General features: G+C 53.0%; 13 protein-coding genes. 8 read left to right on the top strand and 5 right to left on the bottom strand.

Translation table 11 applies throughout. From position 1 onward, the window contains the following. Nucleotides 1-2,004, top strand: a 2,004-nt coding sequence (locus tag ACR0ER_RS24110; protein ID WP_480771063.1) for an adenylate/guanylate cyclase domain-containing protein, incomplete at its 5' end; no start/stop codon positions are given. A 261-nt stretch (nucleotides 2,005-2,265) separates the two neighbouring features. Here ACR0ER_RS24110 and speB read toward each other — a convergent pair. Together speB and ACR0ER_RS24100 are read right to left on the bottom strand one after the other, a co-directional pair. Continuing rightward, a complete protein-coding gene (gene speB / locus ACR0ER_RS24105; RefSeq protein WP_480771062.1) occupies nucleotides 2,266-3,207 on the bottom strand; it encodes an agmatinase in 942 nt (313 codons plus the stop codon). Nucleotides 3,208-3,615: 408 nt separating this feature from the next. Beyond that, entirely contained in the window at nucleotides 3,616-4,422 is an 807-nt protein-coding gene (locus tag ACR0ER_RS24100; RefSeq protein WP_480771061.1) for a class I SAM-dependent methyltransferase, read from the bottom strand. Between the two features lie 142 nt (nucleotides 4,423-4,564). Between ACR0ER_RS24100 and ACR0ER_RS24095 the strand changes: the two genes are divergently transcribed. The 5 genes from ACR0ER_RS24095 (at nucleotide 4,565) to ACR0ER_RS24075 (ending at nucleotide 9,827) form a co-directional block, all read left to right on the top strand. Next, on the top strand, nucleotides 4,565-5,272 hold the full coding sequence (locus ACR0ER_RS24095; RefSeq protein ID WP_170817444.1) for a winged helix-turn-helix transcriptional regulator: 708 nt from the start codon (nucleotides 4,565-4,567) through the stop codon (nucleotides 5,270-5,272). 397 nt (nucleotides 5,273-5,669) lie between these two features. Further along, nucleotides 5,670-6,611 (top strand): helix-turn-helix domain-containing protein, encoded by a 942-nt coding sequence (locus ACR0ER_RS24090; protein WP_480771060.1) that lies wholly within the window; start codon nucleotides 5,670-5,672, stop codon nucleotides 6,609-6,611. A 259-nt stretch (nucleotides 6,612-6,870) separates the two neighbouring features. Continuing rightward, nucleotides 6,871-7,704, top strand: coding sequence for a hypothetical protein (locus ACR0ER_RS24085; RefSeq protein WP_170477043.1), 834 nt, complete (start codon nucleotides 6,871-6,873; stop codon nucleotides 7,702-7,704). A gap of 630 nt (nucleotides 7,705-8,334) precedes the next feature. Further along, nucleotides 8,335-8,952: a BamA/TamA family outer membrane protein gene (locus tag ACR0ER_RS24080; protein WP_170477041.1), complete on the top strand. Its 618-nt coding sequence runs from the start codon at nucleotides 8,335-8,337 to the stop codon at nucleotides 8,950-8,952. A 38-nt stretch (nucleotides 8,953-8,990) separates the two neighbouring features. After that, a complete protein-coding gene (locus tag ACR0ER_RS24075) occupies nucleotides 8,991-9,827 on the top strand; it encodes an amino acid ABC transporter substrate-binding protein (RefSeq protein WP_170477039.1) in 837 nt (278 codons plus the stop codon). Nucleotides 9,828-10,118: 291 nt separating this feature from the next. Here ACR0ER_RS24075 and ACR0ER_RS24070 read toward each other — a convergent pair whose 3' ends face one another. The 3 genes from ACR0ER_RS24070 to ACR0ER_RS24060 all read right to left on the bottom strand — a co-directional run bounded on the left by ACR0ER_RS24070 (nucleotide 10,119) and on the right by ACR0ER_RS24060 (nucleotide 14,958). Beyond that, nucleotides 10,119-10,910 carry a DUF3299 domain-containing protein gene (locus ACR0ER_RS24070; protein ID WP_170477037.1) on the bottom strand — a complete coding sequence of 264 codons (792 nt, stop codon included), beginning with the start codon at nucleotides 10,908-10,910 and terminating at the stop codon, nucleotides 10,119-10,121. A 90-nt stretch (nucleotides 10,911-11,000) separates the two neighbouring features. Continuing rightward, nucleotides 11,001-12,746 carry an amidohydrolase gene (locus tag ACR0ER_RS24065; protein WP_480771059.1) on the bottom strand — a complete coding sequence of 582 codons (1,746 nt, stop codon included), beginning with the start codon at nucleotides 12,744-12,746 and terminating at the stop codon, nucleotides 11,001-11,003. A gap of 613 nt (nucleotides 12,747-13,359) precedes the next feature. Next, nucleotides 13,360-14,958: a phosphoenolpyruvate carboxykinase gene (locus tag ACR0ER_RS24060; protein WP_480771058.1), complete on the bottom strand. Its 1,599-nt coding sequence runs from the start codon at nucleotides 14,956-14,958 to the stop codon at nucleotides 13,360-13,362. 346 nt (nucleotides 14,959-15,304) lie between these two features. Here ACR0ER_RS24060 and ACR0ER_RS24055 point away from each other — a divergent pair, with 346 nt between their 5' ends. Both ACR0ER_RS24055 and ACR0ER_RS24050 read left to right on the top strand, forming a co-directional pair. Further along, complete coding sequence (locus ACR0ER_RS24055; RefSeq protein ID WP_480771057.1) at nucleotides 15,305-16,009, top strand: response regulator transcription factor; 705 nt, start codon at nucleotides 15,305-15,307, stop codon at nucleotides 16,007-16,009. A 32-nt stretch (nucleotides 16,010-16,041) separates the two neighbouring features. Further along, entirely contained in the window at nucleotides 16,042-17,760 is a 1,719-nt protein-coding gene (locus ACR0ER_RS24050) for an ATP-binding protein (RefSeq protein ID WP_480771056.1), read from the top strand.

The raw sequence follows: 17,760 nt of genomic DNA, 5'->3' as shown, positions 1-17,760 counted from the left end.
CGCACCGTATTTCTGACTGGGAAGGCGAGGTTGCCTTGCCCGCTAGGGATTGAAACTCGAACTGAAATGGTCGGGGATGATGCTGATTTGAAAGGTTGGCAAAGCCCGCATTGGGCTTGTTGTCGCCTTTCGTTACTTTTCACATTAATGACCGGTGGCAGCCCGAAGCGGACATTCTCGAAAGTTGGCACACTACTGCCGAACTTGATAGATTCGAAAAAAGGTTGCTATTGGGAAATGCGCATGACACGCCGACTTGCCGCCATACTTGCCGCCGATATGGTCGGCTACTCACGGCTTATGGCGGCTAACGAGGCGGGAACACTTGCTCGTCTCAAAGACCTACGACGGGACATCATCAATCCAAGTATCGAAAGTGCCGGAGGTGAGATTATCAAGCTTACCGGTGATGGCCTGTTTGCACTTTTTAGCTCGGTCGTTTCTGCCGTTGAGGCCGCAGCGACGCTCCAGAAGGTGCTGCACGCCGCCGAAGCCGAGAGCCCCACCGAAAGCCGGATCAGCTTCCGAATAGGGTTGCACATTGGAGACGTAATCTTGGACGAGGGCGACATTTATGGCGAGGGTGTTAATCTTGCCGCAAGACTCGAAGGCATCGCTGACCCAGGCGGTGTCATACTGTCTGACGACGCATGCCGGCAGGTTCGAGGCAAAATCGAACACGACATCATAGACCTTGGCGAAGTAGCGCTCAAAAACATCTCCGAGCCAGTTCGCGCCTACAAATTGGCGATGGAGGGCAAATCAGATTCCACGCAAAACCAATCTCAACCCACTGACAAACCCTCCATCGCTGTCTTGCCCTTCCAGAACATGTCCAATGATCCAGAACAGGAATACTTCTGTGACGGCGTTTCCGAAGACATCATCACAGAGCTCTCGCGCTTTCCCGAGCTTTTCGTCATCGCCCGCAACTCCTCATTTTCGTTCAGGGGTCGCCCCGTCACCCATATAGATATCGCTCGAGAACTCGGTGTTCGCTACATGCTAGAGGGTAGCCTCCGTCGAGCCCAAAACCGCGTACGCATTACTGCCCAACTCATCGACTGCACAAATGGAGCCCATGTTTGGGCCGAGCGCTACGACCGCACGCTAGACGACATCTTCGCGTTACAGGATGAGATTACACGCAGCGTGGTCGGCGCCATCGCCCCCCAGATATCCATTGCCGAAATAGATCGCGCGTCTGTGGCTCGAGATATCGACTTCAACTCCTACGACCTCTCGCTACGTGCAATGGCGATCTTCTACGCGGGAGGCTTCTACTCTCAGGATAAGTTCGATGAGGTCATATCGGTCTCTGATCGCGCCATTGATCTCGACCCGCGCAACGTCCAGGCCCATTGGATCAAAGCGTTTGCCTACCTGATGCGTTATCTATACCAGTTCGATGAGGACCCCACCGAAAACCTGGGCCTAGCTGATAAAAGCGTTGAACCTCTGTTTCTTGGTGGTCAACTCGACCCGCGCGCCTTATGCGTTCGCGGTATGGTTCGTCATTTCCGTGGAGATTTTGACGGGGCCAACGCCGACTTCAGTTTGGGCTTCACACTGAACCCGAACTTTGCCCGGAACATCTTCTTCATGGCCTGGCATGAATCTTTGGTCGGCCGAACCACACAGGCGCGCGAACATGCCCACCTTGCCCTCCAGCTTTCCCCACGCGACACTGACCTCTGGGTAGGAGACGCCTATCTGGCGCTCGCCCAAGCTGCCTTCGCCGACGCTGATTTTGAAGACGCAATGCGTTGGGGTGAGCACGCCATTCAGATGACGCCGCGTGCGCCGATCCGCCGGGCTCTTATGATCGCCAGTGCCGCCCACCTCGGGCGCGCCGAAGCAGGCCTGCCACATGAGCAGGCGCTGGCGGATTTCGCCCCAGCGTTCCTAGACAGCATTGTCTCCGGAGCTTTGATCCTCTTCCGTCTACCCGAACACAATGCGCTTTTGGTCGAAGGCTTGAAGAAAGCTGGTGTTAAGCCGTAGAGTTGGTCAGGATGCCAAAGCTCGAAACTATCGCAGACAAATCGTGCCAAGGGCCAATCCAATTTTAGCGCAATGTCCTCGAAAGGTTCTAAGCAATCGCTCATTGCTTCAATCGGCGACGACTGTTTCCAGCCCAAAGCGGACCTTCCAATCCAAGCATGATGACTTCCGAGATGCGGACTTTGCCGCCATTGATCGAATGTCTGCTGTCAGAGTGACACCATTTGTTAAAGAGCAGGCGAAGATTCTCCGCCTGCCTAATTATCTTTGCGAAGCGACGAGGCAAGTCATCTCAAGCAGCAATGACGCCCCAGCCAATGCGGTAATTTCGGCATTGTCAAAAGGTGGAGAAACCTCAACGACATCTGCTCCGATCAGGTTCACACCAGTCAACTTGCGGATCAGCGAGATTGCCTGCCAGGTGGTCAGCCCGCCGCAAACTGGTGTACCGGTGCCCGGCGCAAATGCTGGATCAAGCGCGTCAATGTCAAAGGTCAAATAAGCGGGGCGATCCCCGACAACCTCTTTGATCTTCGCGACTGTCGCCGCAACGCCCTGCTCATGTACGAATTCAGCCGTCAGCGTTTTGAAGCCATGTGATTTGGCGTTGTAAGTCCGAAGCCCAGCTTGAATGGAGTGTTGTGCGTCAAGAATGCCCTCTTGCGCGGCGTGGTAGAACATGGATCCATGGTCAAAGCGTTTTGGGTTTTCTTCCCAAGTGTCCGAATGCGCATCTATCTGGATCAGGGATATCGGCCCGTGTCGTTCAGCCTGTGCCCGTAAAATAGGATATGTGACAGAGTGATCGCCGCCCATTGTAAGCAGAAACGCCTTTGATGCCAGAATGCTTTTGGCTTCGTGGTAAATGGTTTCGGGGATTTCCGTCGGGAACCCGGGATCAAACGTGCAGTCGCCATAATCCACCATCCTGAGCTTTTGGAATGGATCAAAATCCCAATACCACGGACCTCCATCCCAAGCGACGTTGGTGGATGCTGCGCGAATACCGCGCGGTCCGAAGCGACAACCGGGCCTATTGGTGACACTCAAATCATATGGGACGCCCCAAGTGACAATATCGACGCCTTCAAGGTCACGTGAATATTGCCTGCGGAACAGGCTGTTTGCACCGCTATAGGTGGGTTCATACCCCATCCCGTATTGGTGATTTCCATGAAAGGCACGGTCAGTTGAATCTACCATGATTTCGTCTCCTAAAATCAGAAGGCGACAGCGTTGAAGCATAAGTGCCAAGCGTATCGGGTAGTCCGTTGCAATTCGCAATAACGCAAACCGCCGAACTGAACGCAAATAAAATATTTGCAACCACCTATTAGGAAAATCCTAACTCGTTATTGCGACATGCAGCGTGAATTGGTTCCGTCCGCACACTGGACTGATTGGTCAATATCACCGAACCGCATAAGACTAACGCACATTGAAACAGACATTCGCCACGAACACCCGAATTGAAGGAATGGGCTCGATCCTACCATTCGCCGCCTTGCAGCGGGTGCCAACCGTTTGGACAGCGGTTAAGCGGGCAAAACGGCCATTGCTCTGCAGTTCTTCAACGGCCGCTTTTGAGGGCTAGGTTTTTCGCGCCAAGCACTATGCGTTTGGTAACTTGGCCAGAACCACCTTAAAGGTGGCACCGAACTCGATCAAACCATTTGCCTTGCGGTATGGTGCAATGGCCGAGCGATGCGCCTTATCCACCGCATCTTTTCCTGCCAAGCTTATTGCTTTGGCCGCGACACCAGATGCGGCAAGACCAGCAATTGCAGCCGGTTCATCGGGATAGGACCAGGGACTGTCGACGTCGAAGACATCGTATGCTTCGAACCCGCCCTCCTCGACGAACTGACGCAGCACGGTGTCATCAGACAAAGCAAATGGGCCCGGTGCGTTGGGCAGCGGAGGTGGCAAAAGAGGCTTTAAAACTGTCACGACCTCGGCTGCCTCCATGCCTTCTGGGTCGCCCCAAGTCGCGATGGCTATTGCGCCACCGGGTGCAAGGACGCGTTTTACCTCTGACAAAGCCTCGGCGACATCCCCGGCATACTGGATGGCGTTGAAACTTGTCACCAGATCAAAGCTGTCGCTAGGGAACGGGAGTTCCTGCAAATCCCCTACGTGAAAGGCGGCTGCAGGTAACCGAGACTGGGCAATATCGATCAATGCGCTTGATGCATCGAGACCAGTCACCACCGCCCCCAGAGCGCTGGCCTTTGCTGCCGCCAATCCCGCCCCGCAGCCAATATCAAGATATCTGGTCCCCTCGCTCACGCCAGTTCGCTCAAGAACCGTATCAAATACCGGAGCGATTGAGGCTTCTTGATACTTAGCCCAATCCTGCGCCCGGCGGCCCCACAACTCCCCGTTGGTGATCCCCGTCATGGCGGTGTTCTGTGTCATCGTATTCTCCTCAATTTGCGATGACCAACTCCACCATGGCGCAATCCTTTCAGAGTAGTGCGTGGGAAGTACTGATGCTGGTATTTCAGACGTACTAGCCCAAGTGGCTTTGCTGGGTATTATGGACGCTGAGGAGTTTCTTATGAACGTCAAACCATACGGTCTTCTATGCCCGATTTCCCGCGCCAGCCAATTGCTGGAACCTCGATGGACCATTCCAATCCTGACCGAGATTTGGGCCGGAGCCACCAGGTTCAACACGTTGCGACGACGCCTTGGCAGCATCTCCCCCGGAGTTCTGTCTCGGCGACTTTCCGAAATGGAGCGCAATGGTCTGGTGGAGCGTGTCGAAGATAATGCGACCGGTTCTGTAGACTACTTTCGCACGCCCAAGTCCGAAGCTCTGGAACCGGTCATCAAGGCGCTCGGGGTCTGGGCACAACAGAATATCGAAGCTGAGGTCGCTCTCGCGGGAACGCTGGCCTCGCCGATGATGTGGAAATGTCAAAGCGTGCTCCAGGTAGATGCTCTGCCTGACAAGCGGTCAGTAATCCGCTTTCATTTCAGGGATGAGCCAACGGACTACGACACATTTTGGTTTCTGGCCCAGCGAGGAACGCCCCCTGAACTTTGCGTTCACGATCCTGATCTGGATGTCGATCTGTATGTGGAAACTACGTTGGTCGCGATGGGCGGCATCATAATGGGGCGAACCACTTTAGCCAAAGAGACGGAACTGGGGTCATTTTTTCTAAGTGGCGATCCAAGACTGGCTCGCACATTTCAAAACTGGCTGCCCCCCGCACCCTACGCAAGAGTTCCCGACATCCTTCCATTGCGACCGGAATGAGAAACCGGACATCTGCTCAAAGCGCAGCATTTGGTAGGTAAGGGCTCGATGCGGCCATTCTCCGCGGCTTGCATGTTTGGCAAGTCCAGCCCAAACCGGACATTCCAAACTAAACTTTGCAAATCCCGAGATGCGGACAAACTGCCGTTCGCTTTCATCCGCTCAATACCTGTATCCGGTATTCGAGCAAAACTGCTGATAGTATCGGCGGTATTGGATGAACAAGGAATCATAAGTCGGACCCATGGTTCAGTGCTCCCTTACCCGGCGGCGGAACACCGCTACTTTGAGGAATGATGGCCGATTGGAGCAATTATTCTTAAAAAATGGGATTTTGCCACCTTGGTCTCGCGCTAGAGGCAGAAATTGTCTACCTTTGATTTGAGGTGCCTAGCGGATGAGTACAAAAAACTTGCTCGTGGATCAGGAGTTTTCTTTTCTTCAGGAAACTGATGCAGCAATGAGTGGTTGGAACATTGAGGCCGTCCAACTCAAACCCGGAATAACACACTCCAAGTTGCAGATCGTTCGCGTAGCGGACCTTCAAGTCATGCTAAATGAAGAATCTCATCCTTGCCATGTAAACTGGACCCATGACGGCGAAACAACAAGCTTTGCGTTCTATCGCCCGAATAGCGAAAACGAGATTTGGTGTGGCCTACCTGTAATAGCGGATGATGTTTTGATTACGTCCTCCGGTCGCGACCATGCAAGCCTGACACCAGCTGGCCTTAGTTCGGTTTTTGTGACCTTCGAGACCAACCTGCTAGACCGCTACGGGGTCCATGAACTTTGTCGAATTGACACGGCTCAGAATACGACAAACGGAATTGCAAAGCTTGGGACGACTGGACGGCGTTTACGGAAGTTACTGTTCAGCTTATTTGACCAACCGCATCTTTGGGATCAATTTTCACCCGATGATCTCCAAGATCACATCATGTTTTCGCTAGGTGACATGCTTTGTAGAAACAGCGAGAAGTCAAAGGATTTCGCAAACCTGAAAAGCGCCGCCACTTGGAAGACTGTTGCACGAGCCTTGGAAGCCATAAGTAGTTCCCAGCAGTTTTTTAGCTCTCGACAGCTTGCGGATGCGATTTGCGTTAGCTCTAGACTTTTATACCTGTCTTTCCGACAAGAGCTTGGAGTTTCCCCGGCAAAATTTATACGCTTTCGAAGGCTTCAAAACGCCCGGTTCGAATTGGCGATGGGCAACAGTCAGAGCACTTTGATCAAGCAAGTGGCAAGCAAACATGGGTTTCGCGATTTTGGGCGTTTCTCTGAGTATTACAAACGACAATATGGCGAGTTGCCGAGCGATACACTGAGAAAGCAGTAAGTTATTGGACGGCTATTCCGTCCTGGGTTCTCCACGCCCTTACTCGCCCAAAACCACGGTCAAAACTGGAAGAGCAAATTGAGCGAGAATTGCACAATTTGCGTATCCAAACCGTTCGATATCTTGAAAGCGACACGGCATAGTTAAACGAAAATGAATGTTAATACCTGATAGAGGACTTGTGCGCTGGCGGATCGCATTGCAGCCTTGAGACAGAAGACTTGTGGTAAATCAGTGTTCTAGGGACGGGGAATTGAAGATGAAAAAGAAGTTGTCACATCTCGTTATTGGTGCGCTGGCATACAGCTTTCTGCCTACGATTGCGCAAGCACAAGACGCCGGATGCGATGCAGCATGCGAAGCTGCCCGAAAAGCCGCCAACCCCCTCGCTGACATTCGCGCGATCATGACTGACAACACGGTAGCATTCAGAACGGGCACGGATGAGGAAGACAGTTATAACTTCCAGATTCAACCAGTCTACGCAGTTCCACTTGACGGCGCCAACCTGGTGCTAAGGGGCATTATCCCAATTCAGGGTGTTGCGCCGGGTGCAGTTCTACCGCCCGGTATAGGTGAACCCACCCAAAACTCCGATCTCGAATGGGGAATAGGTGATTCAACGGTTCAAGCGTTTTACGCACCGACACCTTCGGGCAATATTTCTCTCGGCTATGGGCTACAAGTATCTTTACCGACCCACACCGACGACGCGCTTCAGGGCGCGGGTTGGGGCGCGGGTCCGGCCTTCGTGATATTTGGCCAGGCAGGAGATTTGTCCTGGGGTGGTGTTCTTGCTCATATGTGGGGAGAAAGCGACTTCAGCACGACTATACTACAGCCGATCCTGATCTACGGCCTTGGTGGAGGTTGGTACTTTGGATATAACAATGTGATATCATATAATTGGAATGCCTCTAGCAGTGATGACGCCTGGTTAGTGCCATTGGGCCTAACGGTCGGCAAAACTATCATAACCAACGAGGAGAAGGGTACGGCACTGGACCTGAGCGCTGGATACTACGACGTTAACCAGTCTCCGACAGGCGGACCAAACAGACAGTTCAAATTTGGCATCTCTTTTTTCTTCTAAACAAAAAAAGAGAACAATTTGGAGCTAAAAAAGCCGTGCGCAATACGATTTCGGATAACGAAGTTACCACGACAGTGAACGTCTTAGTTTCAGGTTGGCGGCACGACCTCATTTTCGACGCAATGGCAGAAAACGAACTCTTAGTAATTTCACATTCTCGATCTGGTGAAACTTCGACCCGGATGTTTGGGGGTCGACAGCCACACTCAAACCCCAATTTTCGTAAAAATTGGATGGGAACCGTAAGATGAGTTTATTGCACGAAAGACTATTGGAACGCTGCAAGTATTGGGCTGCCTCGCTACACACCGAAATCGATAGTGGGCCACAGGGCAGTAGATCATCCTTCCCACTAGGCTCCTCTGAAAGCTAAGTTGAGGACATGAGAGGATGTCTAGGAAACCTAAAAACTTGCGTGTTCGGTGCCCGGAATGAGTAGTATTTGGGCGGTAGGAATACCTATTTTATTGGTTGATGTAGCAAACCCAGTTCTACTCGTGGCGATTGCATATGCTCTCACAAGGAGCCGTCCGATTGCAAAAAGCTACGCACTAATCCTGGGCCATACACTTGCCTACTTTCTGATGGGCATTTTAATCGTTTACGGATACTTTTTCCGCAGGTGCATCGTTGCAGTATCTGAATACCGTAGTTTCAGGTGTAGACGGTATCGCGTTGCCTCCTGAAGTTGCCGAACTCTCAGACACTGCGATAGCGACAGTAGGCCTCGTAGCGAAATGGGATACTCGCGACGATACGTTTTACCCGGTTAGCGGGAACAAAGTGGATCTGGCGCTGACCTACTCAAACGATGTTCAAAACGGGGATCTGTCCTACTACGGACTGAAGCTAAGCTACGACAAGTTTTGGCCCGTTAGCAATGAATCAGCTATCGCCTTCAGAGCAACGGCTTGCGAAAAAAGCGACCGCACTCCTTTCTTCGACAGTTGCCTTCTAGGTTCTGAAATAAGGGGTTTTCCATTGTTTGATGTTTATGGAAATTCAATGCTTACAGCGCAAGCTGAATACCGAGGACGACTTTCTAAGCGATTTGGATACGTCGCATTTGCTGGTGGCGGCGAAGTGCAAAAGAACAGTATTTCCGTCGATAGTGGCTTCCGCTACGCTGGTGGTGTTGGTTTGCGCTACCGAGTAACAAAAAAACACAAACTGGATTTTTCCATAGACGCGGCAGTTAACGACGACGGCGATGATTTTCTGTATTTTTATGTTGGCCAAAGATTTTAAGTCACCTTTTTTAGAAACCGGACAATGAAGGAAAACCCATGCGCTTGCTATCTGTACTTATTGCAACGGCTCTTTTCTCAACCGGAGCGGTCGCTCAGACAATCGAAAGGATAACAAAAAACAACGAAATCCGGTTTGGTTTTCGAGCAGACGCTGCGCCACTATCTTACCTCAACGACCAAGGTCGACCGTTTGGCTTGTCACCGTTGATCTGCGATCAGGTCGCGCAGAGGCTTGCGAAGAAACTTGAATTAAAGGAATTAAACGTCCAGTTCATTCCTGTCGACGCCAAGGATCGTTTCGACAAAATTGCCTCCGGAGAGGTCGATGTGCTTTGTGGGGCTGCGACCATAACACTTTCCCGTCGCGAAGTTGTTGATTTTTCGATTCCAATTTATGTCGACGGCACGTCCATATTGTTGCCAATCGAGGCTGAGGGCACCATGAGTGCGCTAGCGGGTAAGAGGGTTGGCATGAGAAGCAACACAACAACAGAGGCATCCGTTCTCAATTCCTTCGAAGCGGCAAGTATCGATGCAAATATGGTAAGGTTCGCCTCACACCCAGACGGCATCAAGGCTCTGCGAGACGGCGAAATCGATGCGTATTTTGCAGATCAGTCGATTTTATTAGTCAACTACATTGCTGCCGGGCTAAAGGGTAAATTCAAGTTATCCCAAGAAATATTGACGATAGAAAAGCAAGGATTAGCGATACCGAAAGGAGACTATGATTTTCGATTGCTTGTAGATCGTATTTTGTCAGAGATGTATGCTCAAGGTTCAATGGAGGAGATTTTCCGTATTGCCTTGCCGGGGATTGAGCCCAGCGAAGCATTGAAAGCTCTGTATGTAATCGCCCCTACCAATCCATGAGACGTATCGCATAAGAAAGTTTTTTTTTGCGTGTTAGTTTCGCACTGCGACTTAGGCTAATTTATCCCGCAGAGCGAACGTTGGACAAAGTTAAATCAAGGTCTGCTCTTGGAAATTGAGAACCCCCTAGAAGAAATCTTCGAAGGGACCGCAGTCGCAAGAGCCCACCAGATTAGGGGTCGGGCCGTATTCTATTCAACACTTTCGGCTTGGTCTGTATGCGACGGTCTACCGGTATTAGTGTCTACGCGTACAGAAGACCGAAAGTTATGGGTCACTGGGGCCTAAAGATCAGGGCGCGAACACTTCAACTAAATTCGCGTTTAGTTTGTAAGCGGATTCCACGTTTGACTGGCCGTCGTAGAATACAACGTCGCTAACCCTGCTTTCTGCTAAAAGTTCCCCTTCGATCCAAAACGCTTCGAAAATCGACTTGAATTCAACGCCACCGGGGTAATCAACATGAATGATCTGGTTCGGCGGCTGCGAAGGTGTGTGAACGCAAGATCCAGCGACCGGGACAAATAGGAACTCAGTGACAACTCGTCCGCTGAGTGCAAGCGGTACTATGTACCCAGGTAGCTTGATCGCCGTACCCAGCTTTTCTAAGTTTGGACCGCGCCCGATTGAGTTGTTATGCGCAATGATCTTTCGGCGTTCGAGCATCAGCTTTTCTACGTCGACTTCATTCGCCGCCAGAACACCTGTGGCTGCATTGTATTCTTTGATAAAATCAGGATCAGAGCGCGTAGCGGTTCCGGACGTTCGCCAACGAACTTGCGTTCTCATTGCGTTCAACAACGGATCCGGCAGGGTTTCAAATGGGGCTTCCAGAGACTTCAGGGTTGGCTTCAAGTCAAGCCAGCTATCCGCTACTTGTTTCTGAATAAATCCATCCATCACAGTGGAGTTAGAAGCATAAGTAAAATCATGCGCGCGCCGAGACATGTCAAAACGCTTCGCCCCTGAAGGAGACGTTTGGGCAGCAGGTTCTGGTGAACCTTGGGCAACCTCCGCCTGAGCAGCATTCACATCCGCGAACGCGAAAAAAATAACTACCAGAGCGATCAAGTTGCTTGTCATTTCAGAGCTCTAAAGTTTCCTATTTTAGTAGCGTTGCAGCCTAGTTCATCGCACTGGCCCACTTTCCAAAGGCACGTTCATTCCCGCGTTTCAAAGACCATCTTCATGTGTGAATACTCCGCCCTTCATCGTGGCTACTATCTTCACATCCGCGATATCAGAAGGAAGCACCGAGAAAAGGTCATCTTCTAGAATAACCAGGTCGGCATACTTGCCAAACTCCAAGCTTCCGATCTTGTCCTCCATCCTCGCTTCATACGCACCACCAAGCGTTGCGGCGTATATACATTGGTCGAGCGTGAGAGCCTGATATACTGGTGGGAAGATACGATCATCGTCCGGATTAGACGGATCGCGCCGTGTAACGGCTGCTTCGCATAAGGTTAGTACACCCATGAGGCTAGGATCGGTGCTGGGAACGTCTGCGCCTATACTGACGGGTGCGCCTGCGTCCATCAAAGTACGGATGCGTTGAAATTCGGAAACGGTCCTTTCGAGGCCCATAATTTCCATGGCACCGTCAAGCCCACCGCCCCAAGTCGTGCCCCAAATCGGGGTGATATTGGACAGGATATTGTGCTGTATGATGCGTTCAATATCATCTGGATGCGCAAAAGCTAAGTGTTGAAGCGAATTGCGGGCTTCGGTGTATCCAGCTTTCTGAGCGTTGACATATGAGTCAACAGTTTCGCGAACGGTTTTTGAGCCATCAACATGCACAGAGACGTCAAGTCCGGCTGCGTTTGCTTTGAGGACAATTTCATCTGTTAGGGCAGCCGATACACCTCGCACTGCCGTTTTTTCAGGCAGGTCCAGCCACGGCTCAAGCATGACCGATGCATGGCTTGTGTGAACCCCTTCCGGGTGTATCTTAATTCCAAGCACGCGAACGTCATCGTTGTCGAATGAAGACTTCAGCTCCAAAGTATTGGCAACCGCCTCGTCCGCATCGAAATCGTCGCCTTTGACAAGGGTCATCATCAAGGTACGAAGCTTGAGTGTGCCTTCGTCAGCTTGTGCTTGCAGGATGTCCAGCGCCACTCGGGTGTCATCGTAGTGTTTCGCCTGAGACTTGATATTTGGTGTAACCAATCCTTGGTTGATGTAGGTGGTGTAGCCAAATCTCGCGGCCAAATCATAAAGCTCTGTTTGGCTCTCTGGGATCATCGTATCTGGCTGCCATGCACCAGATTCCACATAGGCCCCCATCCACGCAAATTCTTTCGCGTAGCCTGTTGGGTTACCCTCGTCATCTCTTACAAAATAGATCAAACCCGGAACTGGGTCGGGAGTGTCTTTGTTCACGCCTCCCATTTCCATAGCTTTGGTGTTCAGCCATGCGTCATGAATGGTGTAATCTTGCAGGAACACGGGTCTGTCAGGTACAATCGCATCCAAATCGGCAGCCGTGAACTCACCGCCCATCAGAGTCGCATTCCATCCAATGCCACGGATAAACTCCTCTTCGGGATTGGCGTCCGCGTACTCTTTAATTAAAGTGAGATAATCCTCTTTGGATTGACCAGAGCCCAATTGGACACCCAATTGCGTCCACCCTGATGCGACAAGGTGTTCGTGGCCGCTGACAAAGCCCGGCAGCACCGTTTGTCCCTGAAGGTCGATGACTTTTGTTTCTTCTCCAATCAGGGATTGGACTCCATCATCGGAACCAACGTAGAAGATTTGCGTTCCCATAATAGCAACTGCTTCAGCCTCAGGCCGTGATGCATCCATAGTGTAGATGTTGCCATTCAATAAGACGGTATCAGCGGTTTGGGCTACAGAGTTTGTGGCGAAAGAGGTCAATAGACCGACTGCTATCATCATCCACTTCATCATTCGCACTCCCAACCCGAAGAAAAGACTAATCAAAGCATGAAACATAATGTCTGCATGTCAAATAAATTTTCTTCGCCTCACTCCTTGTCAGAGGGCTCAGCAGCCAGACGGTCAAAAGGTCACTGACACAGAGCGAAATGGCCGATTTTCTCAACCACTCAGCGAACCGCTAAAGTTCAGATGGTGTGGGTGTAAGGAAGTTTCTTTTGGGCAGTTTTCGTAAATTTGCAAAGTCCGCTTTCTGCGCATTGCTGTCATTGGAGTTTCGCGCAGCATCAGTCAATTTTGGGCTCTCTCGTTGGCTCCGCTGCGCTTTGCCTGAACGGCTGCTTATCCGAAAATCGCTTAGAGGGGGATTAAGCAAAGAGCCGCACATTACCCTTCTAACAACGGTCTAGAGACGCTGTTCATGAAATCTGACAAGCAAGCAATGGAACTGCTAAAGAACCTGATCTACGACCAGCTAAAGAGCGGTAAGAACATTGATTTGGGCGAGCTGGATGCCGTTTGAAATTCGAATTCAACCTTGAAGCAGAAATGGGAGGCCACTTTGACCTCCCATCAACATTTTACCACAAGGCCTTGGGCGAAACCGCCCCCTTTTTTCAGCTTAGCCGATAGCGACGGCTTTAATGTCTTCGTCGATGAAGGGCAGGTACTGTTCGAAGTTCTCGGCGAACATCTGCACCAGCTTTTCGGCCTGTTTGTCGAAGGCGACCTGATCGTCCCAGGTGCGGCGCGGGTCCAGCAGAACCTCGGCCACGCCGGGCACTGAAACCGGCACGTCAAAGCCGAAATTGGCGTCCTTGCGGAATTCGGCGTCACGTAGCGAACCGTCCAGCGCTGCGGTCAGCAGGGCACGGGTGGCCTTGATCGGCATACGCGAGCCAACGCCATAGGCTCCGCCGGTCCAACCGGTGTTCACCAGCCAGCAGGTTGCGCCGTGCTGGGCGATCTTGTCCCGCAGCAGGTTGCCATACGCCTCGGGGCGACGCGGCATGAACGGCGCGCCGAAGCAGGTCGAGAAGGTCGGCTGCGGCTCGGTGATGCCCCGCTCGGTCCCCGCCACTTTCGAGGTGAAGCCAGACAGGAAGTGGTACATCGCCTGCGCCGGGGTCAGCCGCGCGATCGGAGGCAGAACACCGAACGCGTCACAGGTCAGCATGATGATGTTCTTCGGATGACCACCCAGAGCGCTGCTGGAGGCGTTCGAGATATACTCGAGCGGGTAGGCGCAGCGCATGTTCGCCGTCAGCGAGTCGTCGTCGAAATCCAGTTCCTTGGTTTCGGGATCGAAGACCATGTTCTCGATCACTGTGCCGAACTTGCTGGTCGTCGCATAGATCTCCGGCTCGGCTTCGGCGTTCAGGTTGATCGTCTTGGCGTAGCAGCCGCCTTCGAAGTTGAAGGTGCCGCGATCCGACCAGCCATGTTCGTCATCGCCGATCAGGATGCGCGACGGATCGGCTGAAAGGGTGGTTTTGCCGGTGCCCGACAGGCCAAAGAACACGGCGGTATCGACCGGGTTGCCAACGGCGTGGTTGGCCGAGCAGTGCATCGGCATCACGCCCTTTTCCGGCAGCATGTAGTTCAGCAGTGTGAACACGGATTTCTTGTTCTCACCTGCGTATTCCGTGCCACCGATCAGGATCATCTTGCGGTCGAAGTTCAGCGCAATCACTGTCTCGGAACGACAGCCGTGCTTGGCCGGGTCCGCTTTGAAGCTGGGGCAATTGATGATGGTGAAGTCCGCGATGAACTCGTTCAGGTCCTCGCGATCCGGACGGCGCAGCAGGTGGCGGATGAACAGGTTGTGCCAGGCCAGCTCGGTGACCATGCGCACGTTGATCGAATAGGCCGGGTCCGCGCCGCCGACGAGGTCCTGTACGAAATAGTCGCGGCCTTTCATATGGGCCAGCATGTCTTCGTACAGCGCGTCAAAGCCCTCGGGGCTCATCGCGGCGTTGTTTTCCCACCAGATGGTGTCGGCGACGCTGTCGGTTTTGACGACGTGCTTGTCCTTGGGCGAGCGACCGGTGAACTTGCCGGTGGTGACCAGAAAGGCCCCGCCATTGCCAAGTGTGCCTTCGCCGCGCTTCAGCGCCTCTTCGATCAGCGCTGGTTCCATGAAGTTGTAATAGACATTTCCCAGACCCTCGATGCCCTGATCTTCGAGGCGGAATTGCGGGTTAACCCGTCCAGATGTCATGTGTATCTTCTCCTGTGGCGGCGCGGCGGCGGTTTGGCCGCGTGCGCTCTTGGGGCAGTGTGCCGGGAAAGTCCGGCGGCTGGGCGCGTCTTATCACGGTCATTTAGGGCATGAACAGGACGGTTTAACGCAGTTAGCGCAACCAAGCACAAGTTTAGCGCCACCAAGGATTTCCTGTTGGAAATACGGGCAACAATTTGCGGGCAGCAAGGCAATTTTGCCGCATCCCTGCCGCAACAATGGCACGATTCGCAGTTACGGATTGATTCGGCGCGTCAAAACCGCCAACAATGTCTTACAAAAAAGCGTATTATTGCGTAGGTGAGCAGGAATAGGGGTGAACCCGATGTCAAAGATTGCACTTGTGGATGACGACAGAAACATTTTGACGTCCGTATCCATGACACTCGAAGCCGAAGGTTTCGAGGTCGAAACTTACAACGACGGGCAGGCTGCCCTGGATGCATTCAATAAAAAACTGCCCGATATGGCCGTGCTGGATATCAAAATGCCACGCATGGATGGCATGGATCTGTTGCAGCGTTTGCGGCAGAAGACTCAAATGCCGGTGATTTTCCTAACCTCAAAAGATGATGAGATCGATGAGGTGTTAGGTCTGCGCATGGGCGCGGATGACTATGTAAAAAAGCCCTTCTCTCAGCGATTGCTCGTCGAACGCATCCGTGCGCTGCTACGTCGGCAGGAGGTGACCTCCGGTGATATCACAAATGCCAATACGGGCGACACCAAGGTGATGGAGCGGGGCGACTTGCGGATGGATCCTTTGCGCCATGCCGTCAGTTGGAAGGGTGCCGATGTCTCGTTGACAGTGACAGAGTTTTTGCTACTTCAAGCTCTGGCGCAGCGACCGGGTTTCGTCAAAAGTCGCGACCAGTTGATGGATGTCGCCTATGACGATCAGGTCTATGTGGATGACCGAACCATCGATAGCCACATCAAGCGCCTGCGTAAAAAGATGCGCGCGGCAGATTCCGAGTTTTCGGCCATCGAGACGTTGTACGGTATCGGATACAGGTATAACGAAGAATAAGCGTGACCGCTGAAAAAGGGTAACCGGGTCTGGTGCGCGATACGGAACAAGTGATCGAATTGCGGGACGGCGATGTCGTCTTGGGGGATGATTGGGTCATCCCGCAGGACTCGGAGTCTGCCGAGTTGCGGGCCTCGCGCCGCCGCCGCAACCTGTTTTCACTGCGTGGCTCGCCGCTGGCGCGCAGGATCATTACCTTCAACCTGATCGCGTTAACCATCCTTGTTACCGGGTTGCTGTATCTTGACGATTCCAGGGAAGAGCAGGTTCAGCAAACCGCGCGGAACCTGATCGGGGACGCCCAACTGGTCAGCAACGTGTTCGAGGCCCAGCTGCGCCAAAAACAGGCTGCGGGCTCTCAAGACACTGCTGCGCTGGACGTGAAGGATACGCTTGCAGGCCTCAGCCTTCCTGACGGGGGAGAGGTATTTGTTTACGACGGTGGTGGAACCTTGATCGGTTGGACGCGGGGCGCACCGGCATTGTCCGAGATGTCAGTTCTCCTCAAATCTGAGGCTGAAGTTGAGACTGGCAGTACACTTATAAGTGACGCGCTTAACGCGGTCTGGACCGGGTTGTCCCGGGTCTTTGCCGGGCGCGAACTTCATGATGCGCCGACCCTTGCGCAAAGAGTGCAGGAGATCATTCCCTATGCACTTCAGGGCCAAATGCAGGTGCAGGCGGTGCAGGATGATCAGGGGCTGACCGTTATCGTTAGCGCGGCCCCAATCTTGCTGGCTGGAGAGACTGTTGGTGCGGTGGCCATGGCTGGCCCGGCCGGAGAGATCGACGCCCTGGCCCGGCGTGAGCAGGAACGCATCCTGCAGATGTTCGTCGTGGCCCTGCTGGTGTCTATCGGGCTGAGCCTTGTCCTAGCCTCGACCATTGCCAACCCCTTGGCCGACCTGGCTGCAGCCGCTGAAATGGGCAAGGATCGCGGCGCAGGGGTCAATCCGGGTCGCATTCGCATTCCCGACCTTAGTGCGCGCCCGGATGAGATCGGGGGCCTCAGCCGGGCGTTGCGAGGCATGGTGACAGCACTATACAGCCGCATAGACGCCAACGAACAGTTTGCTGCGGACGTGGCGCATGAGATTAAAAACCCCCTGGCCAGTCTGCAATCGGCGGTGGGTACGCTGCGCATGGTCAAGCGCGACGATCAGCGAGAAAAGCTGTTGGGTGTCATCGAACATGATGTGCGTCGGCTGGACCGTTTAGTCAGCGATATTTCCAACGCGTCCCGTCTTGATGCGGAACTGGTCAAGGAAGAGGAGCAGCCTTTCGATCTGCTCAAACTGTTGGACAACATCAGCCAGTTTCTGGGTGAAGATGCGCGTTCAAAGGGCATCGATTATATTACTGACTTGCCGGATCAACCGATCACCATCAACGGGCTGGAGGCGCGTCTGGCACAGGTTTTCGTCAACCTGATCACCAACGCGATCTCTTTCTGCGAGGAAAGCGATGCCATCCGGCTCTGGGTGCGGCGGCGCGAAAACCGTGTCTTGATCGTCGTTGAAGACACCGGCCCCGGGATTCCAGAGCAGGCACTGACTAAAATCTTCAAACGGTTTTATTCGCAACGCCCAGCCGAACACTTCGGAAACAACTCGGGTCTCGGCCTGGCGATTTCGAAGCAGATCGTCGAGGCGCATGGCGGTGTGATCTGGGCCGAGAATATCCGCCCGACCGAGGCTGATATCACGTCGGACCCGCAAGGTGCGCGTTTCGTCGTGGGGCTACCTGTATAA

The sequence above is a fragment of the Ruegeria sp. CH8 genome, assembly GCF_056536985.1.
This window is presented reverse-complemented; position numbering and strand designations above follow the sequence as displayed.